24 protein-coding genes are annotated in these 25,590 nt (G+C 56.6%); 3 read left to right on the plus strand and 21 right to left on the minus strand.

Translation table 11 applies throughout. The features are described from left to right. Positions 1-243: 243 nt before the first annotated feature. The 21 genes from trxB to AP057_RS14880 form a co-directional block, all read right to left on the minus strand. Positions 244-1,200, minus strand: coding sequence for a thioredoxin-disulfide reductase (trxB, locus tag AP057_RS14775; RefSeq protein ID WP_013146376.1), 957 nt, complete (start codon positions 1,198-1,200; stop codon positions 244-246). A 75-nt stretch (positions 1,201-1,275) separates the two neighbouring features. Continuing rightward, a complete protein-coding gene (locus AP057_RS14780) occupies positions 1,276-2,745 on the minus strand; it encodes a tetratricopeptide repeat protein (protein WP_055359093.1) in 1,470 nt (489 codons plus the stop codon). Between the two features lie 278 nt (positions 2,746-3,023). Continuing rightward, a complete protein-coding gene (gene hisIE / locus AP057_RS14785) occupies positions 3,024-3,671 on the minus strand; it encodes a bifunctional phosphoribosyl-AMP cyclohydrolase/phosphoribosyl-ATP diphosphatase HisIE (protein WP_055359094.1) in 648 nt (215 codons plus the stop codon). Then, the gene (hisF, locus tag AP057_RS14790; protein ID WP_055359095.1) at positions 3,668-4,426 is read right to left on the minus strand and encodes an imidazole glycerol phosphate synthase subunit HisF; all 759 of its coding nucleotides are present in this window, start codon (positions 4,424-4,426) and stop codon (positions 3,668-3,670) included. Before hisF ends, hisIE begins: the two co-directional genes overlap by 4 nt. Further along, positions 4,423-5,157, minus strand: coding sequence for a 1-(5-phosphoribosyl)-5-[(5-phosphoribosylamino)methylideneamino]imidazole-4-carboxamide isomerase (hisA, locus tag AP057_RS14795; protein WP_055359096.1), 735 nt, complete (start codon positions 5,155-5,157; stop codon positions 4,423-4,425). The genes hisF and hisA overlap by 4 nt, the downstream gene beginning before the upstream one ends. After that, on the minus strand, positions 5,157-5,798 hold the full coding sequence (gene hisH, locus AP057_RS14800; RefSeq protein WP_055359097.1) for an imidazole glycerol phosphate synthase subunit HisH: 642 nt from the start codon (positions 5,796-5,798) through the stop codon (positions 5,157-5,159). The genes hisA and hisH overlap by 1 nt, the downstream gene beginning before the upstream one ends. A gap of 225 nt (positions 5,799-6,023) precedes the next feature. Further along, complete coding sequence (gene hisB / locus AP057_RS14810) at positions 6,024-6,611, minus strand: imidazoleglycerol-phosphate dehydratase HisB (protein WP_033015142.1); 588 nt, start codon at positions 6,609-6,611, stop codon at positions 6,024-6,026. Positions 6,612-6,614: 3 nt separating this feature from the next. Continuing rightward, entirely contained in the window at positions 6,615-7,889 is a 1,275-nt protein-coding gene (hisD, locus tag AP057_RS14815; RefSeq protein WP_049626234.1) for a histidinol dehydrogenase, read from the minus strand. 153 nt (positions 7,890-8,042) lie between these two features. Beyond that, the gene (gene hisG / locus AP057_RS14820; RefSeq protein ID WP_033012052.1) at positions 8,043-8,666 is read right to left on the minus strand and encodes an ATP phosphoribosyltransferase; all 624 of its coding nucleotides are present in this window, start codon (positions 8,664-8,666) and stop codon (positions 8,043-8,045) included. Between the two features lie 175 nt (positions 8,667-8,841). Next, entirely contained in the window at positions 8,842-10,017 is a 1,176-nt protein-coding gene (locus AP057_RS14825; protein WP_055359098.1) for an ATP phosphoribosyltransferase regulatory subunit, read from the minus strand. Positions 10,018-10,309: 292 nt separating this feature from the next. After that, positions 10,310-10,807 carry a DapH/DapD/GlmU-related protein gene (locus tag AP057_RS14830; RefSeq protein ID WP_055359130.1) on the minus strand — a complete coding sequence of 166 codons (498 nt, stop codon included), beginning with the start codon at positions 10,805-10,807 and terminating at the stop codon, positions 10,310-10,312. Positions 10,808-10,827: 20 nt separating this feature from the next. After that, complete coding sequence (gene ppaX, locus AP057_RS14835) at positions 10,828-11,472, minus strand: pyrophosphatase PpaX (RefSeq protein ID WP_055359099.1); 645 nt, start codon at positions 11,470-11,472, stop codon at positions 10,828-10,830. Continuing rightward, the gene (locus AP057_RS14840) at positions 11,469-12,407 is read right to left on the minus strand and encodes a nucleoside recognition domain-containing protein (protein ID WP_055359100.1); all 939 of its coding nucleotides are present in this window, start codon (positions 12,405-12,407) and stop codon (positions 11,469-11,471) included. Before AP057_RS14840 ends, ppaX begins: the two co-directional genes overlap by 4 nt. Positions 12,408-12,506: 99 nt before the next feature. Further along, positions 12,507-13,319, minus strand: coding sequence for a prolipoprotein diacylglyceryl transferase (lgt, locus tag AP057_RS14845; protein ID WP_055359101.1), 813 nt, complete (start codon positions 13,317-13,319; stop codon positions 12,507-12,509). 66 nt (positions 13,320-13,385) lie between these two features. Continuing rightward, on the minus strand, positions 13,386-14,321 hold the full coding sequence (gene hprK, locus AP057_RS14850) for an HPr(Ser) kinase/phosphatase (RefSeq protein WP_055359102.1): 936 nt from the start codon (positions 14,319-14,321) through the stop codon (positions 13,386-13,388). Between the two features lie 248 nt (positions 14,322-14,569). Further along, on the minus strand, positions 14,570-14,932 hold the full coding sequence (locus AP057_RS14855) for a phage holin family protein (RefSeq protein WP_033015030.1): 363 nt from the start codon (positions 14,930-14,932) through the stop codon (positions 14,570-14,572). Between the two features lie 102 nt (positions 14,933-15,034). Next, positions 15,035-15,361: a DUF4870 domain-containing protein gene (locus AP057_RS14860; RefSeq protein WP_049626245.1), complete on the minus strand. Its 327-nt coding sequence runs from the start codon at positions 15,359-15,361 to the stop codon at positions 15,035-15,037. Positions 15,362-15,489: 128 nt separating this feature from the next. Continuing rightward, a complete protein-coding gene (gene uvrA / locus AP057_RS14865) occupies positions 15,490-18,348 on the minus strand; it encodes an excinuclease ABC subunit UvrA (RefSeq protein ID WP_055359131.1) in 2,859 nt (952 codons plus the stop codon). Between the two features lie 16 nt (positions 18,349-18,364). After that, entirely contained in the window at positions 18,365-20,341 is a 1,977-nt protein-coding gene (gene uvrB, locus AP057_RS14870; RefSeq protein ID WP_049626232.1) for an excinuclease ABC subunit UvrB, read from the minus strand. A gap of 175 nt (positions 20,342-20,516) precedes the next feature. After that, on the minus strand, positions 20,517-20,738 hold the full coding sequence (locus AP057_RS14875; protein WP_033012047.1) for a CsbA family protein: 222 nt from the start codon (positions 20,736-20,738) through the stop codon (positions 20,517-20,519). 14 nt (positions 20,739-20,752) lie between these two features. Next, positions 20,753-21,925 (minus strand): PDZ domain-containing protein, encoded by a 1,173-nt coding sequence (locus AP057_RS14880; protein ID WP_033015020.1) that lies wholly within the window; start codon positions 21,923-21,925, stop codon positions 20,753-20,755. A 220-nt stretch (positions 21,926-22,145) separates the two neighbouring features. Between AP057_RS14880 and AP057_RS14885 the strand changes: the two genes are divergently transcribed. The 3 genes from AP057_RS14885 to AP057_RS14895 all read left to right on the plus strand — a co-directional run bounded on the left by AP057_RS14885 (position 22,146) and on the right by AP057_RS14895 (position 25,590). Beyond that, the gene (locus tag AP057_RS14885) at positions 22,146-22,688 is read left to right on the plus strand and encodes a MerR family transcriptional regulator (protein ID WP_055359103.1); all 543 of its coding nucleotides are present in this window, start codon (positions 22,146-22,148) and stop codon (positions 22,686-22,688) included. A gap of 219 nt (positions 22,689-22,907) precedes the next feature. Further along, a complete protein-coding gene (locus AP057_RS14890) occupies positions 22,908-24,581 on the plus strand; it encodes a DUF6044 family protein (protein WP_081106615.1) in 1,674 nt (557 codons plus the stop codon). 16 nt (positions 24,582-24,597) lie between these two features. After that, positions 24,598-25,590, plus strand: coding sequence for a glycosyltransferase family 2 protein (locus AP057_RS14895; protein WP_055359105.1), 993 nt, complete (start codon positions 24,598-24,600; stop codon positions 25,588-25,590).

The raw sequence follows: 25,590 nt of genomic DNA on the forward strand, positions 1-25,590 counted from the left end.
CTGCAAAAACCTCGGGGCCCAACATTCCGCTTCCAGCCGAAAGACGCCATCCCCACCCTTTCAAGCGAAACGGCAGGATGCAAGCGCCCGGCAAAAAAAGAGACGCGGACAAACGCCCGCGCCAAAAAGGAGCTATATAAAAGGGGGTCAATTACTTACTTATAGCATACGACAAATGTGTTGCGCCCGTGTTACATCTGGGTTAAATAACCATTACGATTTGATTGCGATTTGGTTACCGGATCAGCTGACCCCTTGCTTATGGAGCTTTTCTTTCAGTTCCTCAACGTAATGCTGGGCGCTTTGCGCGGCGATGCTGCCGTCGCCGGTAGCCGTCACGATTTGCCGGAGCGTTTTTTCCCGCACATCACCGGCGGCGAAAATGCCCGGCACTTTCGTCTCCATCTTTTCGTTCGTGACGATATAGCCGTTTTCATTCGTGATGCCAAGATTGGCAAACGGCTTCGAGAGCGGCACCATCCCGATGTAAATGAAAACGCCGTCGCACGGAAATTCGCGCTCCTCGCCCGTTTGCGTATGCACAAGCGTCACGCTGCCGACTTTTCCGTCCTTTTCGTTGATTTGTTTCACCGTATGGTTCCAGATGAAATCAATTTTTTCATTGGCGAACGCCCGGTCTTGCAAAATTTTTTGCGCCCGCAGCTTGTCGCGGCGGTGAACGATCGTCACTTTATTGGCAAACCGCGTCAAATAGACGCCCTCTTCGACCGCTGAGTCGCCCCCGCCCACGACGACCAAATCTTTCCCTTTGAAAAACGCCCCGTCGCACACCGCACAGTACGAAACGCCGCGGCCGCCGAGCTCCGCTTCACCCGGTACGCCGAGTTTTTTATATTCCGCTCCGGTGGCGATGATGACCGCGCGGGCCTTGTACTCTTTGTCGCCGACGATGACCGTTTTGTACGCCTCGCCATCGATGATTTCTTTCACATCGCCGTATGCGTACTCCGCGCCGAATTTTTTCGCATGCTCAAACATTTTCGTCGCCAATTCCGGGCCTAAAATCGTTTCAAAGCCAGGATAGTTCTCGACTTCCTCAGTGTTGACCATCTGCCCGCCCGGGACGCCGCGCTCGATCATCAGCGTCGACAAATTGGCGCGCGATGTATAGACAGCCGCCGTCAGCCCAGCCGGCCCGGCTCCGGCAATAATGACATCGTAAATTTTTTCGTCTGCCACACCGTCCACTCCCTCGCTTGAGAATCATTCCATTTTCATCGTATAAAAGTCGATTCGCCCTGTCTATTGATTTGCTCATGTATAGAGCCGGCGCGCTTTTTGCACGTATTTTTGCACCGTCGACGCCGAAACGCCGTATTTGGCCGCCATCTCTCTTTGCGTCACACGCTCTCCTTGCTGACGGCGCCACATGTATTCAATCGCCGCCGCCCACGCCGCTCCGTTCGCAAACCGTTCGCCATCGGCCAGCGGATGGACGGCAATCGCAAACGCAAAGCGGCAGAGTGCTTCCTTTTCTTCATTATTTGCCGAAAGCGCATCGACCATACGGCCGACGTTCCCCGCCCGGGCGGACGAGCCGTCGGTCAAGCCAAATAAAAACGAGTCGATGAATGGACGCAAGCGCGGGTCGGCCGGCAACAAGCGGCAGACCGCCAGCGACATGGCCGTTTCCTCCGCTTGCTTCGAGCGGCTGAACAAATATAAGCCGTACAACTGGTCAGCCAATCCTTCCTGCTCAATCCAGCGGATGATGCGGGCAAACGCTTCGTCGAACGACGGAACAGCCCACGGCTCCTCGCCGCGCTTTTCCGGATGAAACACGAGAAACTCTTCCCACATGTTCCGAGCGAGCGATTCATGCCCCGTATGGTAGGCGGTGCAGGCGAGCCAGTAGTAAAACGGCCCGTCGCCGCGAAAGCCGCTTTTGTACAGGCGGTGCAGCCAGCGGAACGCCAAATCGAACCGCCCGACAAGCGCGAACGTCGCCCCGAGCTTGTATTGATGCTCATGGAAAAACGGATAAAGCCCGGCGAGCGTCCGGCAAAGGGAAGAGACTTGCTCCTGATCATGCAAGTAATACGCGAAAACGAGCGCATTGCAAAGCGCATGCAAATTGCCGGGATCGCGTTTGAGCACTTCACGCACTTTCTGTTTCGCTTTGTCGACATCGCCGCGGTAAAAATAAGCAAGCGCCAGGTTGTTGTGCGCCGCCCACATGTCCGGATAGCGGGCGACAATCGCCTCGAGCGCCTCAATCGCTTCCGCAAACCGCTCCTCCTCAAGCAAACGGCGGGCCCGATCCTCCATCACCATCAGTTGCTCCTCTTCTTCCGTCCATTCTGAGCCATCGAGCCGAAGCAGCTCAAGCAAGTCGGCGGCATCGTCGGCAAACTCCCCGTCCGGCTCATTCGCCAAGTACTGTTCAGCATATTGCCGAGCCTCGCGGAACAAGCCGAGGCAGGCGAAATTGTTCGCCAAAAAATACAAACAGTCGTCCATCGTTTCATCGAGATCATGAATAATTTTGAACAGCCATTGGTTTGAAAACTGGTATTCACCAAGTTCGGACAATACTAGCGCCAGCTGCAGGGCAAACGACGCATCGCGCTCATCCAAACGGACGGCGCGCTCGAAATACTTCCTCGCCTTATGCAAATCGCCCCGATCGTATGCTTTCATTCCTTTTTTGAAAAAATACTCTCCGTTCTGGAGAAAAGGCACAATCGTCGCTTTTCGTGATGACTGCTTCAGTTGTTTTCCCATTCTGTCCTCCGTTGTCCGTAAAATTCGTCGAACAACAGTATATCATATTGGACGCTGAAACAAACAACAAAACTCAGCTCAAAAACATGGTAGCAGCGCCATTGCCGTCCGCCAAACGGCGGAGACGTCAAAAAAGGATGCCCCGCTCTCCGGCTGCCTCCGCGGTTCGCTCACGCGAGCCATGAGCCCGGCAGTCTGAGTGGCGGGCATCCCGTTTTCCTATTCCTCCGTTTCCAATCGTCCCCGTGAACAAGCCTTCGCTAACCATCGGCTTACGATTAGGTTTGTTCCGTTGCTTCCGTTTTTTGTGCGTGCCGCTCGGCAAGCGTTGCCAGCACGGCGTCAAGCGGCAGCTTTTGTTCCCGCAACAGCACAAGCAAATGGTACAACAAATCAGCCGCTTCCCATTTCAGCTCGTCATGACTCCGGTTTTTCGCCGCAATAATCACTTCGGCCGCTTCTTCGCCGACTTTTTTCAAAATCTTATCGACACCTTTTTCAAACAAATACGTCGTGTACGACTCTTCTGGCCGTTCGGCGTCGCGCTTGGCGATGATCTGTTCGAGTTCGTTCAAAATGGCGAACCGGTCGGCCTGCGGCGCGCGCGCCGCGCCGTCCAGCGAGCGGGAAAAGCACGAATACGCGCCCGTATGGCACGCCGGACCCGCCGGCTCGATGAGCACGAGCAGCGCATCGGCGTCGCAGTCGTAGCGGATGTCGACAACGCGCTGCACGTTTCCAGATGTCGCCCCTTTATGCCACAACTCTTGGCGCGAGCGGCTGTAAAACCATGTTTCTCCGGTCTCGATCGTTTTTTCGAGCGACTCTTTGTTCATATAGGCGAGCGTGAGCACTTCCTTGCTTTGCGCATCTTGGACGATCGCGGGCACCAGCCCTTTTTCATCAAAGCGAATGTCTGCCGTCATCGCACGTTCACCCCTCTTTCTTTCAAGTACGCTTTCACTTGTCCGACCGACGTTTCTTTGTAATGGAAAATCGATGCCGCCAGCGCCGCGTCCGCTTTCCCTTTTTCGAACGCTTCGAGGAAATGCTCGGCCTTGCCGGCGCCGCCGGACGCAATGACCGGAACGCTGACCGCTTCGCTCACCCGCCGCGTCAAGGCAATATCAAAACCGTTTTTGCCGCCATCGGCATCCATGCTCGTCAGCAAAATCTCCCCGGCGCCAAGACGGACCGCTTCCTGCGCCCACGCGACCACTTCCCATTCGGTCGCGTTGCGGCCGCCGTGCGTATAGACGCGCCATGAACCAAGCGTTTCATCGTATTTCGCGTCAATGGCAACGACGATGCATTGCGAGCCGAAAAAGTCCGCCCCTTCCGCGATCAAGGCCGGATGGAGCACCGCGGCGGTGTTGAGCGATACTTTGTCGGCCCCGGCGCGCAGCATCCGCTTCATATCGTCAAGCGAATGAATCCCCCCGCCGACCGTAAACGGAATGACGAGCTCGGCAGCGACGCGCTCGACGACATCGACCATCGTTTTCCGGCCTTCATGGGAAGCGGAGATGTCCAAAAAGACGAGCTCGTCCGCCCCTTGCTCATCGTACGCCTTCGCCAGCTCCACCGGGTCGCCGGCATCGCGCAGCTGGACAAACTGCACTCCTTTGACGACGCGGCCGTCTTTCACATCAAGGCACGGGATGATGCGTTTCGTGATCATCGCTCGCTCACCGCCTTTAACGCTTCTGCTAGCGTAAACTGATTCGTATAAAGCGCCTTGCCGACGATCGCCCCACCGATGCCTTGTCCAGCATATTGGCAGAGCGCGCGCAAATCGTCAAGCGAGCTGACGCCGCCAGAAGCAATCACTTCTTTTCCCGTCGCCTCGGCCAACCGGACCGCGGCGGCGATGTTCGGGCCCGACAGCGTGCCGTCCGTTGCAATGTCCGTAAAGATAAACGTCTCCGCCCCCGCCTCGGCGAGCATCCGCCCGAGTTCTTCCGCTTTCACGTTGGACGTCGCCAGCCACCCTTCCGTCGCCACGAAGCCGTCGCGGGCGTCAATGCCAATCACGATGCGGCGGCCGTATGTTTGGAGCATCCTTTTCACAAACGGCGGATCGGCAATGGCCGCGCTTCCTAAAATGACGCGGGCGACCCCATTTTCTAAATAATGCACGATATCCTCTTCCGTCCGGATGCCGCCGCCGACTTGCACGTTGACGCCCAGGCGGGCCGCTTCAATGACAAACCGGTCGTTGACGCGCCGCCCTTCTTTCGCTCCGTCCAAATCGACCATATGAATCCACTCCGCCCCTTGGGCCGCGAATTGCTCGGCCATCGCGACCGGCGAATCGCCGTACACCGTTTCTTTGCTGTAATCGCCTTGCAGCAGGCGGACGCATTTTCCGCCGCGCATATCGATCGCCGGATACACCGTAAACGCCGCCATCAGCGATTCCCCCTTCCCGTGACGATGCCGACATAATTGTTCAAGATACGCATGCCGACCGCCCCGCTTTTTTCGGGATGAAACTGCGTGCCCCAGACGTTGCCGCACCCGACAACCGCCGGAACGTTCACGTCATACTCGCTGCTCGCGAGCACGACGTCCTCATCGCCCGGGACGACGTAATACGAATGGACAAAATACACATGCCCTTCCTCGACGCCATGAAGAAGCGGCGACGGGCGATGGAAACGGAGCCGGTTCCAGCCCATATGCGGCACTTTATACCGTTCACTCGTTTTCGTCACACCCGGAAAGCGGACGACGCGGCCGCGCAAAAGCCCAAGCCCTTTGGTCGGCCCGTTTTCCTCGCTTTCGTCAAACAACAGCTGCATCCCTAAACAAATGCCAAGCAGCGGCGTGCCGTTTTCAGCCGCCGCACGGATGAAATCGGCCAACCCGGTTCCACGCAAAATGTGCATCGCATCGCGAAACGAGCCAACCCCAGGCAAAAGGAGCCCGCGCGCCCGTGCCAACTCCTTGTTGTCGCCGCTCACGATATACGGGCAGCCGAGCCGCTCGAGCGCTTTGCGGACGCTGTATAAGTTGCCCATGCCATAATCGATGATCCCGATCATCGTCATCCCATTCCTTTCTTCCCTGATCCATGCCCATCCCCTTGTTCAATGAACAACGGTATGGCGGCATGCTTTTTTACGGCGCTCCTTCCATGTGCAAACCTCTCCTTGGCATCCGGTCGCCTTTCCTGCATCCATGGAGCTTTTCCCGCAGGAAGCGCTACCTCGATCCGACCGCCTTTCCTGCGCCTGCGGAACTCTTTCCCCACGGGGGGCGCCCCACTCCATCGGCTACAGCATCCCTTTTGTCGACGGAACGCCTTTGACGCGCGGGTCGATCATCGTTGCTTCATCGAGCGCCCGCCCGAGCGCCTTAAACACCGCTTCGACCATATGGTGCGTATTGCGCCCGTAATGGACGATGACATGCAAGTTCATCCGCGCTTCAAGCGCCAGTTTCCATAAAAACTCATGCACGAGCTCGACATCAAACGCGCCGACTTTCGCTGCCGGAAACTCGCCGCGAAACTCAAAATGCGGGCGATTGCTCAAGTCGATCACAACTTGCGCCAAGGCGTCATCCATCGGCACAAACGCGTTGCCGTACCGCTTGATTCCTTTTTTGTCGCCAAGCGCTTCCTTGATCGCCTGCCCGAGGCAAATGCCGATGTCTTCCGTCGTATGGTGGTCGTCAATATGCGTGTCGCCTTTCGCGTCAATGCGCAAATCGAACTGGCCGTGCTTGGCGAACAAATCGAGCATATGGGTTAAAAACGGCACGCCCGTTTCCAGTTCGGCTTTTCCTTCGCCGTCAATCGCCAAACGCAGCTCAATGCTCGTCTCGTTCGTCGTTCTTGCGATCATCGCTTCCCTTGCCATCATTCATTCCCCTTTCTCGAGCCGCACCTCAATGGCGCGCGCGTGCGCCTCCAGCCCCTCGAGGCGGGCAAAGGCGGCGATTTTGTCGCCATGTTGTTTCAATGCGGTTTCACTGTAAACAATCACGCTTGATTTTTTCACAAACTCGTCAACGCTCAAGCCGCTTGAGAATCTGGCCGTGCCGTTGGTTGGCAGCACGTGGTTCGGCCCAGCGAAATAGTCGCCGACCGGCTCGGAGCTGAAGCGGCCGAAAAACATCGCTCCCGCATGGCGGAGCCGGCCGAAAAGCACGAGCGGTTCTGCCGTCATCACTTCCAAATGCTCCGGGGCCAGTTCGTTCACGACATCCACCGCTTCCTCAAGCGTCTCGGTGACGTAAATGGCGCCGTAGTTCTCGAGCGCCGCTTGGGCAATGTCGCGGCGCGGCAGCGTTTCAAGCTGCCGTTCGACTTCGCTCGCCACCGCCAGCGCCAATTTCATCGACGGCGTCACCAAAATGGCCGACGCCCGCACGTCATGCTCGGCTTGCGACAACAAATCGGCCGCAATCTCATCCGCATGCGCCGTCTCATCGGCGAGCACGACAATTTCGCTCGGCCCGGCGATCATGTCGATCGCCACATGCCCAAACACTTCCCGCTTCGCCAATGCCACATAAATATTGCCCGGCCCGAAAATTTTGTCAACCGGCCGGATCGTTTCCGTCCCGTAAGCAAGCGCGGCGATCGCCTGCGCGCCGCCGACTTTGTAAATTTCCGTCACGCCGAGTTCATAGGCGGCGGCCAGCACCCCAGCCGGGAGCGTGCCGTCTTTGTTTGGCGGCGAGGTGATGACAATCCGTTTCACCCCCGCCACTTGTGCGGGAATAACGTTCATCAGCACAGACGACGGATAAGCGGCCGTCCCGCCTGGCACGTACAACCCGACCGCATCGAGCGGCGTCACCTTTTGTCCGAGAATGGTGCCGTCTTCTTTCGTCATCCACCATGATTCGCGCTTTTGCCGCTCATGGTAGTCGCGAATGTTCGCCGCCGCTTGGCGAATGATCTCCAGCATCTCCGCGTCCATCGCCGCATGCGCGCGCTTCATTTCCGCTTCCGTCACCTTGAGCGAATCCAAGCGGACGCCGTCAAACCGTTCCGTGTATTCTTTCAGCGCTTCGTCGCCGCGGGTGCGCACAGCGGCGATGATATCGAGCACCGCACGCCGCTGCTCCTCCGTTCCGCTTTCAATCGTCCGCCTTAGCGACACGCCACCTCGGATCCGTTCGATTTTCATCGTTCGCTCCCCTTTCTATGGCATCGATCTTTCTATGGCATCGATCCGTTTTCCTCCACCAAGCCCCCATCAGCGCCGCGGACGCCGTTCCGCCAACGCCGCGCCGAGCCTCCATCAAGCTCTCTGCGGACAACCGCCCGTTTCCATCTTTTTCTATGGTTGTGGAATCACCGCCGCCAATCGGTCGACCAACCGCTCAATGTCCCCGCCGTTTAGCCGGTAGCTCGCCGGGTTGACAATCAGGCGCGACGTCACCTCGGCGATTCGTTCCAGCTCGACAAGTCCGTTTTCTTTCAACGTCCGTCCGGTCGAAACGATATCGACGATCCGGTCGGCAAGGCCGATCAGCGGGGCGAGCTCGATCGAGCCGTTTAGGCGGATGATCTCAACTTGCTCACCTTGTTCGCGAAAATACGTCGACGCGATGTTTGGATATTTCGTCGCCACCCTTGGCGCGATTTCATTCATCTTGGCACCGGGCAGCCCGGCGACCGCCAAATGGCAGCGGCTGATGTGCAAATCGAGCAGCTCATAGACGTTCCGTTCTTCCTCCATTAAGACATCTTTTCCCGCTATGCCCAAATCCGCCACCCCATGTTCGACATAGGTGACGACATCCATCGGTTTCGCCAAAATAAAGCGCATCTGCTCCTCCGGCACGTCAATGACGAGCTTGCGAGACTCGTCAAATTCCGGCGGCAGCACATAATCCGCCCGCCGCAGCAGCTCGACCGCCTCATCAAAAATGCGCCCTTTTGGCATCGCAATCGTCAGCATCACTCTTCCTCCCTGCTCGTCGTCATGTGCAAACGCGGCGCTTTTCCGCCAAACTCTCCCTCTCGCCGAACTAGCGCAGCCGGACACCCTCGTGGCTTTAGCCGTTCCATCTCCCGCCTCATCGACAGCCGTTCCAGTCGTTCCTGTTCGAGACGTTCTCCTCTTTTTGCGGCATTCATTGCCCGCTGCGGCCAAGCAAATAGACGATCGACCGGTAGCGCTGGCTGTAGGCGTCAATATCACGAATGCCGGCAATGTGCTGCAAGACGACGCGCTTGCCTTCCGCCCGTTTCGCCTCGGCGAGCTCCACCGCTTCCGCCAGCCGCTCTTGGCTAAAGACGATGCACTCGATGTCGCCGCGCACATCCGTTTCCCCAATCGCCTCAATCAACCGATCGACGCGCAAGCCAAACCCCGTCGCCGGCGCCGGGCGGGAAAACTTCGCCAATAAATCATCATACCGCCCGCCGTTGCCGATCGGGAATCCGACTTGCTCGGCGTACACGTCAAATAAAATGCCGGTGTAATAGCTCATATGGCTGACAAGCGCCATATCGAGCTTCACCGCCTCGGCCACCCCATACGTCCGAAGCGCTGCCATGAGCGCCGCCAGCTCGTCGGACGCCCGCCGCCCCTCCTCGCTTGTGACGAGCGTTTTCGCCTGTTCGATCACGTCCGTTCCGCCGCGCAAGGAAAGAAGATCCAACAGCCGCTTTTGATCGATCGACGAAAGCGGCCACGACTTCACATGTTCGCGGTAACCGACGTAATTTTTCTCATATAAAAAACGGCGCAATACACTCGCCCGCTCCTCATTCCCTAAAATCTCCAAAAACAGCGCATTGACATACCCGATATGGCCGATGGCCACCGAGAAGCGGCCCAACCCCACGCGCTTCAACAACGCGACCATTAAGCTGATGACTTCGGCGTCGGCGGCCACCGTGCCGTCGCCGATCAGCTCGACGCCGATCTGCTCAAACTCCGCCGGCCGACCGCCCTCGCGCTGCTGGGCGCGGAACACGTTGGCGTTGTACGCCAACCGGAGCGGATTGCCGTCGTCATACAACCGCGACGCCGCCACCCGGGCGATCGGCGCCGTCATATCGGGCCGCAATACGAGCGTATGCCCTTGCTGATCGAGGAGCTTAAACAGCCGATGATCGGCAATCGCCGACGCCGCCCCGACCGTTTCATAATACTCAAGCGTCGGCGTTTCGATAAACTCGTACCCCCAGCGCTCAATTTCTTCCGCCATCACCGAGCGCACTTGCTTTTTCAACTCATATAAAAACGGCAGCGTATCGCGCATGCCCAACGGTTTTTCAAACATGAACAGCTTTTTTGCCATGTCCCCACGCCCTTTATCGAAATACTTTAGTTTGCTAATATGGTAGAGAAGTGAAGTTATTAGTAGTTTACTCCTTTGCGGCCACAGCGTCAAGGGGAAAACGCTTTGCCAATAACAAAACGGACAAGATCGCTTCAAAAAACTAGAAGCGCTTGTCCGTTTCGTTCCACACGGCATAGGCGGTGATCTGCTTTCTAATAAAAATAGCGGTAGTCCATCTTGTCAAAATCCGCAATTCTCCTTTTTCGTTTCTTTCCTTTTTTCCTATTCCAACATGGAAAACCGCCCCCATTCAATTGGAAGGCGATTCATTCCAGCGGACAATGCGCATCGGGCAACCCGCGGCCATCGCCCCGGGCGGGACGTCTTGATGAACGACCGTGCCGGCGGCGACGACGGCGCGGTCGCCGATCACCACGCCGGGCAAAATGGTCGAGTTCGCGCCGATCATCACCTCATCGCCGATCACGACATCGCCGAGGCGGTATTCGTTCACTAAATATTCGTGGGCGAGAATCGTCGTGTTGTAGCCGATGACGCAGTTGCGGCCGATGTAAATTTTTTCTGGGAAGAGAATATCCGGCATGACCATAAAGGCGAGCGCGGTTTGCTCGCCGATGTTCATGCCGAGAAACGTGCGGTACAGCCAGCGTTTCAGCGGCAAAAACGGCGTGTAGCGCCCGATTTGAATGATGATGACGTTTTTCAGCACTTTCCAAAACGATACGGTGCGATACAACTGCCAGAGCGAGTTCGCCCCTCGGACAGGGTATTTGGTCGTTCGTCTCACCGGGAGAACGGATCCCCCTTTCATTCGTTGATGCCAACAATGGCCAACAAGTCGCTCATTTTCTCGAGCATATAGTCCGGTTCATATTGTTCCAAATACTCGCGTCCTTTAATCGCCCAGGCGACGCCGGCCGTTTTGACGCCGGCGTTTTTGCCGGCCAACATGTCGTGGTAGTTGTCGCCGACCATGAGCGCTTCGTTCGGTGTTGACTGCAGCACCTCAAGCGCCTTGTAAATCGGCTCGGGGTCCGGCTTTGGCCGCGTGACGTCATCGAGGCCGATGACGCACGAGAAAAACGGCGCCAGCCGCGTTTTTCTTAACCCCATTAGGGCGGTGTCGTGCATTTTCGTCGTCACGACGCCGAGGCGGAAGCCATGGCGGTGGAGCGTTTCGATCGTTTCATACACGGTGTCAAACTCGCGAATCAGTTCGTCATGATGAGCGTGGTTGAACGTGCGGTACGTCTTCACCATCTCCTCGACCCGTTCCGGATCGAGCGAGCCGAACGTTTCATAGAGCGACGGGCCGATGAACGGCAGGACGTCCTCACGTTTGTAACGGCCTGGATAGTACTTCTCCAACGTATGCAAAAACGACTGGATGATGAGCTCGTTCGTATCAATCAATGTGCCGTCAAGATCAAACAAAATGGTGCGAATCGTCATGAAGCAGCTTCCTTTCTCATCGGGTGTTCAAAGCGGCGCCAAACGAACGCCACCGCCATTGTCAGCAATACGGCCGTCACCAAGCGGATGAAAAGCAGCGGCCAAACAGAGATGCCAAGCGGGACGAAAATGAGCGTATCTTCGACAACCGCATGGCAAGAAACGAGAAAAATAAACGCCAACGTCAAATCGCGCTTCGAGACGCCGTCTTCTTTCGCCGCCTGAATCATCACTCCCGCCCCGTACGCCAAGCCGAACACAAACCCGGCGGCGAGCGTGAGCGATGTGTTCGCGCTCATGCCCAGCATCTTCGTCACCGGCGCCATCCAGCGCGAAACGGCTTCGATCCAATGGCGTTCTTTCAACACTTGAATGATCGTCATCAATGGAATGACAATCGCAACCAGCTGGACGATGCCGGTCGCCGCTTTTTTCAGCGCCGCCAAGATGATCTCTCCCCAGCCGGACGGCGAGGCGGCTTCAGGCGAGACAAACCCATATTGAGCGAGTTCCTGCCCCCCATCCCATAGATGAGCGATCAACAAACTGGAGACAACGGCCAAGCCAATGCGCACGGCGAGCATGAGCCAAACGCTCATACCCGTCCGCGAAGCGACGGAAGACTCGACGATCAAGTTATGAGAAAAGGAAAGCATGACCGCGAGAATGAACACTTCCTTCACCGTCAACTCGATCGTCAGCATCGCCCCGATCGCCGCGTACAATCCAAGCAAATTGCCGAGCACAAGCGGCACGGCCGCGTCGCCGGATAAGCCGAACCACTTCATCAGGGGAGTGACAAGGTCGATCAACCATGAAAATAAAGGGGTCGGCTGCAACAGCGCTAAAATGAGCGTCACTGGAAAAATGATTTTGCCGAGCGCCCATGACGTCTTCAGTCCGGCGATGACGCCGCGCTGCAATGTTCCTACCATATCTCCTCTCTCCTTCGCTTGTCTTCATGCCGCCGTGTGACCTTTTCACCACACGCCGTCCCTCTTTTTCCCTAGTCATCCGTCAACGGATAAGGACGGCTATTCGTCTTGATACCTTGCTTTTGCCCATCCTTTCGCCCGGCGCACGATCCACAGTACGATCGACAACACGATCAGCGTCACGGATACGACTTGGGCCGCGCGCAGACTGCCGGCCAGCATCAAGCTGTCGGTGCGCATCCTTTCAATCCAAAAGCGGCCGACGGAATACCAAATCAAATAGGACAAAAACAGCTCGCCGCGCCGCAAGTTGACGCGCCGAAGCCAAAGCAAAAGACAAAAACCGGCCAAATTCCAAAGCGATTCGTACAAAAACGTCGGATGCCAATAGCGCCCGTCAATGTACATTTGGTTGATGATCCAATCCGGCAAATGCAAATTTTCAAGAAACTGGCGCGACACAGGGCCGCCATGCGCCTCTTGGTTCATAAAATTGCCCCAGCGCCCGATCGCCTGGCCTAAAATGATGCTTGGTGCGGCAATATCGGCGAGCTTCCAAAACGACAGCCCGCGCGCGCGGGCGAACACCACGCCCGTCGCCACCGCCCCGATCAAACCGCCGTGAATGGCGAGGCCGCCTTGCCAAACTTTTGGAATCTCTGACAAATGCTTTGAATAATAGTGCCATTCAAACAACACGTAATACGCCCGCGCGCAGACAATGGCGATCGGCACGGCAAACAGCACTAAATCGACAAACGTCTCTTTCGGCAAGCCGAGCCGCACCGCTTCGCGCGTCGCGAGCCATAGCCCAATCAACACACCGGTGCCGATAATGACCCCATACCAATAAATCGTAATAGGACCAAGGTGCAAAAACACGCGGTCGAGCGGCTGAATCGTCGATTCCATCGTTTCCACCTCCTATGCCCCATGCCCAAACGAGATCCATTCCTTTGACGCAAGAAACGCCGACGATCAGTCGTAATCGTGCTCGCCGTCTTCGATGGCGTCGCTCAATCGCGCTGAAAACTCCTCAACAGCGTTGACCCCGAGCCGCTTCAGACGGAAATTCATCGCCGCCACTTCGACGATGACCGCCAAGTTGCGCCCTGGGCGGACCGGAATCGTCAATTTCGGCAATTCCGTGTCCAAAATTTTCACTTTCTCTTCTTCCAACCCAAGCCGGTCGTACTGTTTGTCCGGGTCCCACAACTCCAAATCGATGACGAGCGAAATGCGCTTATGCGTCCGCACCGCCCCGGCGCCGAACAGCGTCATCATGTTGATGATGCCAAGTCCGCGAATTTCGAGCAAATGTTCAATCAACTCGGGCGCGCTGCCGACGAGCGTATCTTCATCTTCTTGGCGGATTTCCACACAGTCGTCGGCGACCAACCGATGGCCGCGTTTGACGAGCTCCAGCGCCGTTTCGCTTTTGCCGACGCCGCTTTTGCCCGTGATCAACACCCCGATGCCGTACACATCGACCAACACCCCGTGCACCGCGGTGGTGGGGGCGAGCTTGCTTTCCAAATAGTTTGTCAATCGGCTTGACAGGCGGGTCGTTTTCATCGTCGAGCGCATGACCGGCACCGACTGGCGCTCAGACGCTTCGATCAGCTCCGGCGGCACCTCAAGTCCACGCGAGACGATGATCCCTGGCGTAATGTCCGTGCAAAGCCGTTCCATCCGCGACTTTTTTTCTTCCGGCGTCAACGTTTCATAAAACGACAGCTCCGTCCGTCCGAGCAACTGCAGACGCTCCGCCGGGTAATAGGCGAAATAGCCGGCCATTTCAATCCCCGGCCGCGACAAATCGCTTGTCGTAATCGGGCGGTAAATGCCCTCCGCGCCGCTGACGAGCTCGAGCTGGAACTGCTCAATGATGTCTTTCGTCCGCACTTTTGGCATACGTCGCCTTTCTCCCCTTTCTTCATCTTTCTTCCATTGTAACACGTTTCGTTCCGCCCTTGAATGGAAAACATCGGGGAAAACAAAACAGGGACGGCTCACCCCGTCCCGATCAAGCCAAACACATCAAACCGAAACGATCTTCACCGCATCGTTTCTCCCATTGCAACCCCTTGCCGCATTCGCCATCTTTTCACACGATCACGGAAAACCATGGCGCCACCGGCCTTCCAATGGATCACGCCCCGTTACGACCGGTTGTGGAGCGGCTCGATCACCGCTTTTTGCACAAGCAAATGGAAAAACGACAAGACGATCGACGCAAGCAGCGCCGTACCAAAGCCGCCGATTTGAAACGCATCGCCCATCAGCCCTGCAGTCATCATGAGCGTGATGGCGTTAATGACAAACAAAAACAAACCGAGCGTCAACACGGTCACCGGCAGCGTCAACAAGATGAGCACCGGGCGAACGACGGCGTTGAGCACCGCCAAAATCACGCTCGCCAAAAACGCCGCGCCGATGCCGCTGAAGTGAATATCGTCAAAATAGCCGTCAATCGCCATGAGCAACACCGTATTGATCAACACACCGATCAGCCAATTGAGCATTTCATCACCATCTTTATTCGAGTCTCGCGCCCGCCGGCCACACCTTGTTACAGTCCCAAAGAAACGGGGCCACGGCATTCGCCGGCAAACGGGCGCTTTCTCTTATTTTAACACTTGAATCCCTTTTATGACATTCCAAACAATGACAACAAGATTCACCGCCCCAGCAACGAGGAACCCAAGCCAGACGAGCCCGCCGCCAAAAAGAAGCGATTCCCCGCCCCAATGGCCGAACAGCACCGGCGACGCGGCCAACGCAATGAACAAGAGGATCGTAACGGCCGGAATCAAATGCGACACGAGCGACCGCTTCGCATGGCGTTTGACTTCAAGATCTTCGACAACAAAATAGACGACAATCGGCAAAATGAACGGCGCAAAAAAGACGCTGAAATAACAAAGCGCGGATAACACTTTGTTCGTCGACAATCGGCAATCCCCTTTCCAAGTTTCCTTTACCTGTATATACGACGGCCGCTGGTAAAAGTTTTCTTCCGACGGCAAAAAAAGGCGGCGGCCGCCGGTGTCCCAAGCGGCGGACAAAGCCGCAAAGGCCTTTACGCCTTCGCCGCTTCATATTGCGCCTGCATGCGCGCCCGGTCGCGTTCGAGAATCGGTTTTAAGTAGCGGCCGGTGTGCGATGCCTCGACCTCGGCCACCTCTTCCGGCGTGCCGACGGCCACGATTTGCCCGCCGCGGTCGCCGCCCTCTGGGCCTAAATCAATAATATAGTCCGCGGTTTTGATGACGTCCAAATTATGCTCGATGACAAGCACGGTATCACCGTTGTCGACGAGTCGATGGAGCACGTCAAGCAGCCGGGCGATGTCATCGACATGAAGCCCGGTCGTCGGCTCGTCCAAAATGTAGAGCGTCCGGCCGTTGGAGCGGCGGTGAAGCTCAGCGGCGAGCTTGACGCGCTGCGCCTCGCCGCCGGAGAGCGTTGTCGCCGGCTGACCGAGCTTCATATACCCAAGCCCGACGTCATAGAGCGTCTCGAGCTTGCGTTTGATTTTCGGGATCGAGGCGAAAAAGTCGAGCGCATCTTCGACCGTCATGTCCAAGACATCGGCGATGTTTTTCCCTTTATACGTCACCTCAAGCGTTTCACGATTGTACCGTTTGCCGTGGCACACTTCGCACGGGACGTACACGTCCGGCAAAAAGTGCATCTCAATTTTGATGATCCCATCGCCATGGCACGCCTCGCAGCGCCCGCCTTTGACATTGAAGCTGAACCGCCCTTTTTTGTAGCCGCGCACTTTCGCTTCGTTCGTTGAGGCAAACACGTCGCGGATGTCGTCAAACACCCCGGTGTACGTCGCCGGGTTCGACCGTGGCGTGCGGCCGATCGGCGACTGGTCGATGTCAATCACTTTGTCGAGATGCTCCAGCCCGCGGATGTCGCGATGCTCGCCCGGCTTGGCTTTCGCCCGGTTGAGCTTTTGCGCCAGCGCCTTATACAACACTTCGTTGACAAGCGTGCTTTTGCCCGAGCCCGACACCCCGGTGACAGCGACAAACGTGCCGAGCGGGATGTTCACCGATACGTTTTTCAAGTTATGCTCGCGCGCGCCGACCACCTCAAGCCAACGTCCGTCCGGACGGCGACGCTCGGCCGGAATCGGGATGAATTTTTTTCCTGACAAATACTGGCCGGTGAGCGAGTTCGGATTGTCCATCACCTCTTCCGGCGTGCCGGCGGCGACGACCTCGCCGCCGTGAATGCCTGCCCCCGGGCCGATGTCAATCAAATAGTCCGCGGCTAGCATCGTATCCTCGTCGTGCTCCACGACAATGAGCGTATTGCCGAGGTCGCGCATGCTTTTCAACGTCGCGATCAAGCGATCGTTGTCGCGCTGATGAAGCCCGATCGACGGCTCGTCGAGGACGTACAGCACCCCCGTCAGCCGCGAGCCGATTTGCGTCGCCAAGCGGATGCGCTGAGCCTCGCCGCCGGAGAGCGTGCCGGCTGAACGGCTGAGCGTCAAATAGTCGAGGCCGACGTTTTGCAAAAAGCCGAGCCGGTCGCGAATTTCACGCAAAATAAGGCGGGCGATTTGCGCCTCTTTTTCGGTCAACTCGAGCCCGTCAAAAAAGGCGAGCGCCTCGGTCACCGACATGGCGGTTACCTCGCCGATATGCTTGCCGCCGACAAGGACGGCCAGGCTTTCTTTTTTCAGCCGGTAGCCTTGGCATGTCGGACACGGTTGTTCCGCCATATACTTTTCCATCTGCTCGCGAATGTAATCGGAGCTTGTCTCCCGGTAGCGGCGCTCGATGTTGCGAACGACGCCTTCAAATGCGATGTATTGTTCACGCACTTGGCCAAAATCGTTCGTATAGCGGAAATAAATCGGCTCACCGCCGCTGCCGTACAAAATTTTCGCGAGCTGCTCTTTCGGCAATTCCTTCACCGGCACGTCCATCGGGATGCCGTAGTGGCGGCACACAGCTTCGAGCAGCTGCGGGTAGTATTGCGAGCTTTGCGGCTCCCACGGAGCGATGGCGTGTTCTTTTAACGTCAGCTCATCGTTCGGGATGACCAAATCGAGATCCACTTCGAGCTTCACCCCGAGCCCGTCGCAGTCCGGGCAGGCGCCGAACGGACTGTTGAACGAAAAGAGGCGCGGTTCAAGCTCCCCGATCGAAAAGCCGCAGTACGGACAAGCGTGCTTTTCGCTGAACAAGAGCTCCCCCTCGCCGATCACGTCAACGACCACTTTGCCGTCGGCGAGCTTCAGCGCCGTCTCCAACGAATCGGCAAGCCTTGATGCGATGCCGTCTTTGATGATGATACGGTCGACGACGACATCAATCGAATGTTTTTTGTTTCTTTCCAGCTCAATGTCCTCCGTCAACTCGCGCATCTCACCATCAATGCGAACGCGCACATACCCTTGTTTGCGAATATCCTCCAATGTCTTGGCGTGCGTCCCTTTTTTTCCCGAGACGATCGGCGCCAAAATTTGCATTTTCGTCCGCTCCGGGTAAGCAAGCAGCCGGTCGACCATTTGCTCGATCGTCTGCGATTGGATTTCAATGCCGTGCGTCGGGCAAATGGGGCGGCCGATGCGGGCGAATAGAAGCCGCAAGTAATCGTAAATTTCTGTCACCGTGCCGACGGTTGAGCGCGGGTTGCGGCTCGTCGTTTTTTGATCGATCGAAATGGCCGGCGACAAGCCTTCAATCGCATCGACGTCCGGTTTTTCCATCTGCCCTAAAAACTGGCGGGCGTACGCCGACAGCGATTCGACGTAGCGTCGCTGACCTTCCGCGTAAATCGTATCAAACGCCAGCGACGACTTCCCCGACCCGGACAGCCCGGCCAAGACGACGAGCTTGCCGCGCGGGATTTCAACGTCAATGTTTTTCAAGTTGTGGGCGCGCGCCCCTTTGACAATGATTTTCTCCATTCCGTTCACCCGGCCATCATCCTTCCGCTTTCAATTCGAAAATGACGTCGCGCAGCTGGGCGGCCCGCTCGAAGTCGAGCGCTTTGGCCGCCTCTTTCATCTCCGCCTCGAGCGTTCGAATCAGCTCTTCCCGCTCTTGTTTCGTCATCGCTGCCGCCGGCTTCGCCTCGTACATCTCCGTCTCTTCCGCCGCATACGTCGCGCGGATGACGTCGCGAATCTCCTTTTTCACCGTGCGCGGCACGATGCCGTGCTTTCGGTTGTACTCTTCTTGAATCGCGCGGCGCCGCTTCGTCTCTTGAATAGCGATTTCCATCGATTTCGTCACTGTATCGGCGTACATGATCACATGGCCGTTCGCGTTGCGCGCCGCCCGGCCGATCGTCTGGATGAGCGAGCGCTCCGAACGCAAAAACCCTTCTTTGTCGGCGTCCAAAATGGCGACAAGCGACACTTCCGGAATGTCCAATCCTTCCCGCAGCAAGTTGATGCCGACCAGTACATCGTATTTGCCGAGCCGCAAATCGCGGATGATTTCAATGCGCTCGAGCGTCTTAATTTCCGAATGCAAATACGCCACCTTGATCCCCGCTTCTTTTAAATAATCGGTCAAATCCTCCGCCATTTTTTTCGTCAGCGTCGTCACGAGCGTCCGTTCATTCCGCTCGACGCGCTCATGAATTTCGCCGATCAAATCGTCGATTTGTCCTTTTGTCGGACGGACGTCGATCGTTGGGTCAAGAAGCCCGGTCGGGCGAATGATTTGTTCGACAACGCCCGGGCTGTGCTCGAGCTCGTACGGCCCCGGCGTCGCCGAGACGTAAATAATTTGATGGATTTTTTGCTCGAACTCTTCAAACGTGAGCGGTCGGTTGTCGAGCGCCGACGGCAGACGGAAGCCGTGGTCGACGAGCACTTGCTTGCGCGCCCGGTCGCCGTTGTACATGCCGCGCAGCTGCGGCAAGGTGACGTGTGACTCATCGACGATAATCAAAAAATCGTCCGGAAAATAGTCAAGCAATGTATACGGCGTCGATCCCGGCGGCCGCAGCGCCAAATGGCGCGAGTAGTTTTCAATGCCGGAACAAAAGCCCATCTCGCGCATCATTTCCAAATCATAGCGCGTCCGTTGCTCCAGCCGCTGCGCCTCCAACAGCTTTCCTTGGGCACGCAGTTCGGCGAGCCGCTCCTCAAGCTCTTGTTCGATGTTTTGAATGGCGAGCCGCATTTTCTCCTCGCGCGTGACGAAGTGCGACGCCGGGAAAATGGCGACATGCTCGCGCTCGCCGAGCACTTCGCCCGTCAAGGCGTCCACCTCGCGGATGCGCTCGATTTCATCGCCAAAAAATTCGACGCGAATGCAATGTTCATCGCGCGACGCGGGGAAAATTTCGACCACATCGCCGCGGACGCGGAACGTGCCGCGCCGAAAGTCGATATCATTGCGGTCGTATTGGATGTCAACGAGCCGCCGCAGCAGCACGTTGCGCTCGATTTCCATCCCCACGCGCAATGAAACGACGAGCTCGCGGTATTCTTCCGGCGACCCTAAGCCGTAAATGCATGAGACGCTGGCCACGATGATGACATCCCGGCGCTCAAACAACGCCGACGTTGCCGAGTGCCGCAATTTGTCGATTTCATCGTTGATTTTCGCATCTTTTTCAATGTACGTATCCGTCTGCGGCACGTACGCTTCCGGCTGATAATAATCGTAATAGCTGACAAAATATTCGACGGCGTTGTGTGGGAAAAACTCTTTCAGCTCGCTGTACAATTGACCGGCGAGCGTTTTGTTGTGGGCGATGACAAGCGTCGGCTTGTTGACTTGGGCGATCACGTTCGAGATCGTAAACGTTTTGCCCGTCCCCGTCGCTCCAAGGAGCGTTTGATGTTTCACACCCCGCTGCAAGCCGTCCACAAGCTTGGCGATCGCCTGCGGCTGATCGCCTTGCGGTTCGTACGGCGACACTAATTGAAAACGGCCCTCCACCGTTTCGCCTCCTTCTTCAATCCATCTTTCCCCATTGTATCATATCCTCTGCGCAGATGCACAAAAAATGCGAACTGGTATTCGTTCCAATCTGCACAGCGATTTCCATTCCGTCAGGCCGCTTCCAGCTGCATAGATAAAAAAGCGGACCGCTGCAGATGGGTCCGCTTCTCTGTCATTTCTTTAAGTTGTCCAACATTCGCCCCGCCAACAGAAAACCGGCAATCGTCGAGGCGATGTCGGCGACGATTTCGTGCAGCTCGTCCGTATACCCTTTGGCATACGAGGCGACAAGCAAGGCAACGGTCAACAACAACGCAATGTAACGGTTGTACGTCACCCGCGCAAACAGCAGCAACAAAAGGCACGGGATGATAAGGGCCGCGAGAAACCACATACGTCTAGTCTCCTTTACGACACAGCTTCGGACGCCGAAGAGCCTCGTTGATGAACGAACAGCAGACCAAGTTCGTGGTGGCCGTCTTCATACACCGCTCCTTGAACGAAGCGGATCTCGCCGTTATGGCTGATGACTTCCAGCTTGCAAAACGCGCGGTTGCGCTGGAGCGCCTCGTAAAACTCGGCCTCAGTCTGCACTGGAACGCCGTTCGCTTTTACAATCACTTCACCAATGCTTAACCCCATTTGTTCCGCTTTGGAATTCGGGAGCACCCCGACGATCACCACGCCTTGCGGATGGCGGGCAAACCGGGGCGGGCGGGCGCGGTCAGCGCGGTGACCGGAAAAGGCAATCCACTCCCGCCCAATGATGGCTGCAGCTCCTGCGGCAGCCCCTAGCAACGGATGCCATAATCCAAAGACGGCAAGCACGGCGACAAGCCAAGCGAGGCGAAGCACGCGCCGCCCTTCTTCACGAGCTGCTTCCGCCGGCAGCACGTGCTGCCGGCGCTGCGAAAAGCCGAGAAGAAACGGCACAAGCCAAAACGAATAGCCGTCCCCAGCTGGAATGAGCGGCCACCACGAAACCGACGGCAACGCGCCGTCGGATATCGGCAGCACAACCGGCACAAACCAAAACCGTTGCGTCCACTGCATGCCGACAATCATTCCACGTTTGCTTCTCGCAAGCTGCGGCGAGGCCGCCCCATTTCGCGAGCGGAGAATCAGCCATCCTTCCGCCAACAGCAACAACACAAGCAGGGCGGCAAGCGCCCCTCCATCCGCCGCACCGTCTGACAACAGATGAGCGGCAAGTCCGCTTGGCCCCGCCAAGCCGAGCAAGACGAGCGCTCCGCCCACTGTATAAGCCGGTGAAAGGAGGCGCGCCTCCATCGTCAGGCCAAGCAGGATCGTCAACCCCGTCACCGCCCACACCGCATCCGGCGGCAACGCGAGCCCGATGCCGGACGCAATGACAGACAGCACAGCGCCCGCAACCCATCCCCACGTCCAAAGCCCACGCCATTCTTGCCCCAGCCGATAGACGCGCACATGAAAATCGCGGCGCTCCCGCTTCACCCGCCGCCAGCCGGCACCCCAGGCCAACAGCAGGCCGTAATACAAGAGCGGCTGCCGCCACACATCGGCGACGCCTTCCAACCATTCCAATCCCCAAGTTGCCATCCGCCTTCCCCCTCACTTCGTTCCCCATTCTTTATCTTCTATTCTACCAAATGACTGGGACAAATCCCATGCCTGCCGCCATCTTTTTTGCCTGAATGGCGAATTTGCGCTGTTTTCCACTTTCTTTGCCGAATGGACACTAGTTTTGTCGCCCGGGCAGGATTTCTTATGCCAATGAAAAAAGGGATATAGAAGAAGACAAAAAAGGAGGAGTGGAACGATGGAGTTAAAAACACCCGACGTTGCCGCCCGTCTCGGAGTGTCGTCAAAAACGATCCAGCGCTGGGTGCGGAAATACAACATTCCGCTGCAAAAAAATGAAGCCGGCCACTACTTGTTTGACGAAAAAACGATCGCCCTGCTTGAGCGGGTCAAATTTGAACAAGGCGCCGCGCTGGAAACGCAGCCGAAAGCAGAACCGAAAACACCGCCGGCCCCTAGCCGTCCTTCAACATCGCCGCCGAACGTTCCTATTCATGCCCTGTTTCAAGAATATGTCGGACCGGAAATCAGCCGCGTCTCCCTGCGCCTTGATCAACTCGAGCAGCAACTGGAACAAAAAGCGGATGACGTCGTTTCCGTTCAATTGCTGCACCACCGACGGGAGATGGAAGAAATCACCGCCCGCCTGACCGCCTTGGAACAGCTCGTCGCCCGCCTCGAGCAACAGCTGAATCACCAGCCGCCCGCCCCGCACAATCCGTCCGAAGAACCGAAGCGGAAACGGCGCGGCCTCGGGCGGGTGATGAACTTGTTTGTCTAACCGTGCAAAGGCACAATCAGCCCCACCAAACAGGCAACGAGTTTATCGTGCGCTCTGCCTTAGGCAGGGCGTTTTTTCTGCCCTTCCTTATGATCCGTCCCTTTCCTTCTCTTCACTGCTTCTTTACTCTTTTTTCATTCTTTTTTAATCATCGTTCTTTATAATATATAATGTCCCGTGTTGCCAATGCTACACCTGTCCAAAAAGGGGGAGCAACAAGTGAAACAGATTGAACGCAGGGCCATCGCCGCTTCCTTTCTTATCTTAGCGCTCTATCTTTCCCCGCTTTACCTTCTCGGCGAGCATGCCCACATTCGTGTCCATGACAATATGGACTCAAACATCGCCTGGTACCGCGTGCTTGCCCGAAGTGGACAATTGTTTGGCCCGCTTGACGCCGTGATTCCGCAAGTGATCAACGGGTTGCCGCGCAACGCCTTCGGCACTGAATTCAGCGGCATCGTGTGGCTGCACGCTTTGTTTCCCTCCATGGTGGCGTACGCCATCAGCCAAACGATCACGAGGGTATTCGCCTTTTTAGGCATGTATTGGCTGCTCAGGCGCCACTTTTTGTCTTCACCGGAATCATGGCTCATTCGCGTCGGGGCGGCGCTTGCTTTTGCGCTGACACCGTTTTGGCCGTCCGGCATGTTAAGCACGCTCGGCATGCCGCTGGCGCTTTGGGCGTTTCTGTCGATCCGCAACGGAGAAGCGACATGGAAAGAATGGCTGGCGATCATCTTGCTCCCGTTTTACGCCAGCTTTGTGCTCGGATTTTTCTTTTTCCTCGCCGCGATGACGGCGGTGTGGCTGTTTGACGGCGTTGTCCGCAAGCAATGGAACAAGCGGTTTTTCGCCGCGATCGCCCTCATGACCGGCATCTTTTTGGCCATCGAGTACCGCCTCGTGTACTCGCTTGTCTTCAGCGGCGAACCGACGAGCCGGAACGAGTTCCTCTCCTCGCGGCTCAGCTTCGTCCATTGCCTTCGTTTAACGTTGAAAAATTATGTGCTCGGCCATACGCATGTGATGACCGTCCATGGGCCGATCATCTTGCCGGTGCTTTGGGCGGCGTTTTTTCTCGTTTTGCGCCGCCATCAGCGCGGGCCATTGGAGCGACGCTTCCTTTTGTTGTTTTGGTTGAACATCGCCTTATCGGCTTGGTATGCGTTTTGGTTTTACAAAGGGTGGCAGCCGCTGAAAGAACGAATTTCCCTTTTGAATACGTTCAATTTCGCCCGCTTCCATTTTTTGCGGCCGATGGTCATTTACATCGATTTTGCCTTGGCCTTGCAAATCTTAGCCAAGGAACGGACCGCATGGCGGCGCCTCGTGCCGATCGCCTTGGCGCTGCAGTTGCTTTTGCTTGGCGGGTTTAATGAAGAAATCCGCTATCGCTTCGCTGGCACCCCATCGTTCGAGCAGTTTTATTCCGAACATTTATTTACCAAAATCAAGCAATACATCGGCAAGCCGGTATCGTCCTACCGCGTCGCCAGCGTTGGACTTCACCCGGCCATCGCCCAATACAACGGGTTTTATACGCTCGATACGTACAACAATTTTTACCCGTTATCGTATAAGCGGAAGTTCCGCCGCATCATTGCCAAAGAATTAGACAAAAGCCCCGTGCTGAAAGACTATTTCGACCATTGGGGCAACCGCGTCTATTTGTTTTCGGCAGAGCTCGGGAAACATTACATGTTCACGAAACGCTCGCATAAGGTCATCCGTCATTTCGAGATCGACACAAAGGCGTTCAAACAGCTTGGCGGCAAGTACATTTTTTCCTCCGTTCCGATCGAAAACGCCCGCGACATCCATCTCCGCTTCTTGCGGGCGTTCACTGATCGACAGTCAGTCTGGAAAATTTATGTGTACGAAGTGGAGTGAAAGGGAGGCAAGAAACATGGTGGACAAACCATTGTTAGCCATCGTCGTCCCCTGCTACAACGAAGAAGAAGTGCTACCAGAAACGGCCCGGCGGCTGACCGCTTTGCTTGAGCAGCTGCTCGAAGAAGGAGCGGTCGCCATCGGCAGCCATATCGTGTTTGTCGACGACGGCAGCCGCGACCGGACATGGGCGCTCATTGAAGAAGAAAGCGAGCGAAATCCTTTCGTGGCGGGCATCAAGCTCGCGCGCAACGTCGGCCATCAGCGGGCGCTGCTCGCTGGACTCGAAACGGTTCGCGCGTACGCCGATTGCGCCGTGTCCATTGACGCCGATTTGCAAGACGATGTGGAGGCGATCCGCGAATTTGTGCAAAAATACCGCGAAGGATATGACATCGTGTATGGCGTGCGGCGGAGCCGAAAGACAGACACGTGGTTCAAGCGTACGACCGCCCAAGCCTTTTATCGGTTCATGAGGGCCATCGGAATCGAGCTGATTTACAACCATGCCGACTTCCGGCTGATGAGCAAGCGGGCGCTCGATGAACTGAGCCGTTATACGGAAGTCAATCTCTTTTTGCGCGGGTTGGTTCCGCTCGTCGGCTTCCGCTCGACGTGCGTCTTTTACGACCGGCATGAGCGGTGGGCTGGACAGTCGAAATACCCGCTCAAAAAGATGCTTGCCTTCGCCTTTGACGGCATCACGTCCTTGAGCGTCGCACCGATTCGCGCCATTACGCTCATCGGTTTTTTGGCCTTTCTCGCGAGCGGTGCAGCCGGGCTGTACGCCCTCATCAGCAAACTTCTCGGGCACGCCGAATCAGGCTGGACGTCGCTCATGATCTCCATTTGGTTCATCGGCGGGCTGGTGCTCATGAGCCTCGGCCTCATCGGGGAATACATCGGCAAAATATATCAAGAGGTGAAACGGCGGCCCCGGTTTGCGGTCGAAAAAACCGTGCAGCTGCCGCTTCCATCAGAAAAGGAGAAAACACCAGCCCATTTGTAG

It is taken from the genome of Geobacillus sp. Sah69 (genome assembly GCF_001414205.1).
GTDB lineage: Bacteria > Bacillota > Bacilli > Bacillales > Anoxybacillaceae > Geobacillus > Geobacillus stearothermophilus.

Bases quoted from the DNA above. Each gene is read 5' to 3' on its own strand.
- AP057_RS14780 (WP_055359093.1), bottom strand. From the start codon at position 2,745: ATGGGAAAACAACTGAAGCAGTCATCACGAAAAGCGACGATTGTGCCT.
- hisIE (WP_055359094.1), bottom strand. From the start codon at position 3,671: ATGACGGCAGACATTCGCTTTGATGAAAAAGGGCTGGTGCCCGCGATC.
- hisF (WP_055359095.1), bottom strand. From the start codon at position 4,426: ATGATCACGAAACGCATCATCCCGTGCCTTGATGTGAAAGACGGCCGC.
- hisA (WP_055359096.1), bottom strand. From the start codon at position 5,157: ATGGCGGCGTTTACGGTGTATCCGGCGATCGATATGCGCGGCGGAAAA.
- hisH (WP_055359097.1), bottom strand. From the start codon at position 5,798: ATGACGATGATCGGGATCATCGATTATGGCATGGGCAACTTATACAGC.
- hisB (WP_033015142.1), bottom strand. From the start codon at position 6,611: ATGGCAAGGGAAGCGATGATCGCAAGAACGACGAACGAGACGAGCATT.
- hisD (WP_049626234.1), bottom strand. From the start codon at position 7,889: ATGAAAATCGAACGGATCCGAGGTGGCGTGTCGCTAAGGCGGACGATT.
- hisG (WP_033012052.1), bottom strand. From the start codon at position 8,666: ATGCTGACGATTGCGATGCCAAAAGGGCGCATTTTTGATGAGGCGGTC.
- AP057_RS14825 (WP_055359098.1), bottom strand. From the start codon at position 10,017: ATGGCAAAAAAGCTGTTCATGTTTGAAAAACCGTTGGGCATGCGCGAT.
- ppaX (WP_055359099.1), bottom strand. From the start codon at position 11,472: ATGACGATTCGCACCATTTTGTTTGATCTTGACGGCACATTGATTGAT.
- AP057_RS14840 (WP_055359100.1), bottom strand. From the start codon at position 12,407: ATGGTAGGAACATTGCAGCGCGGCGTCATCGCCGGACTGAAGACGTCA.
- lgt (WP_055359101.1), bottom strand. From the start codon at position 13,319: ATGGAATCGACGATTCAGCCGCTCGACCGCGTGTTTTTGCACCTTGGT.
- hprK (WP_055359102.1), bottom strand. From the start codon at position 14,321: ATGCCAAAAGTGCGGACGAAAGACATCATTGAGCAGTTCCAGCTCGAG.
- AP057_RS14855 (WP_033015030.1), bottom strand. From the start codon at position 14,932: ATGCTCAATTGGCTGATCGGTGTGTTGATCAATACGGTGTTGCTCATG.
- uvrA (WP_055359131.1), bottom strand. From the start codon at position 18,348: ATGGAGAAAATCATTGTCAAAGGGGCGCGCGCCCACAACTTGAAAAAC.
- AP057_RS14875 (WP_033012047.1), bottom strand. From the start codon at position 20,738: ATGTGGTTTCTCGCGGCCCTTATCATCCCGTGCCTTTTGTTGCTGCTG.
- AP057_RS14880 (WP_033015020.1), bottom strand. From the start codon at position 21,925: ATGGCAACTTGGGGATTGGAATGGTTGGAAGGCGTCGCCGATGTGTGG.
- AP057_RS14885 (WP_055359103.1), top strand. From the start codon at position 22,146: ATGGAGTTAAAAACACCCGACGTTGCCGCCCGTCTCGGAGTGTCGTCA.
- AP057_RS14895 (WP_055359105.1), top strand. From the start codon at position 24,598: ATGGTGGACAAACCATTGTTAGCCATCGTCGTCCCCTGCTACAACGAA.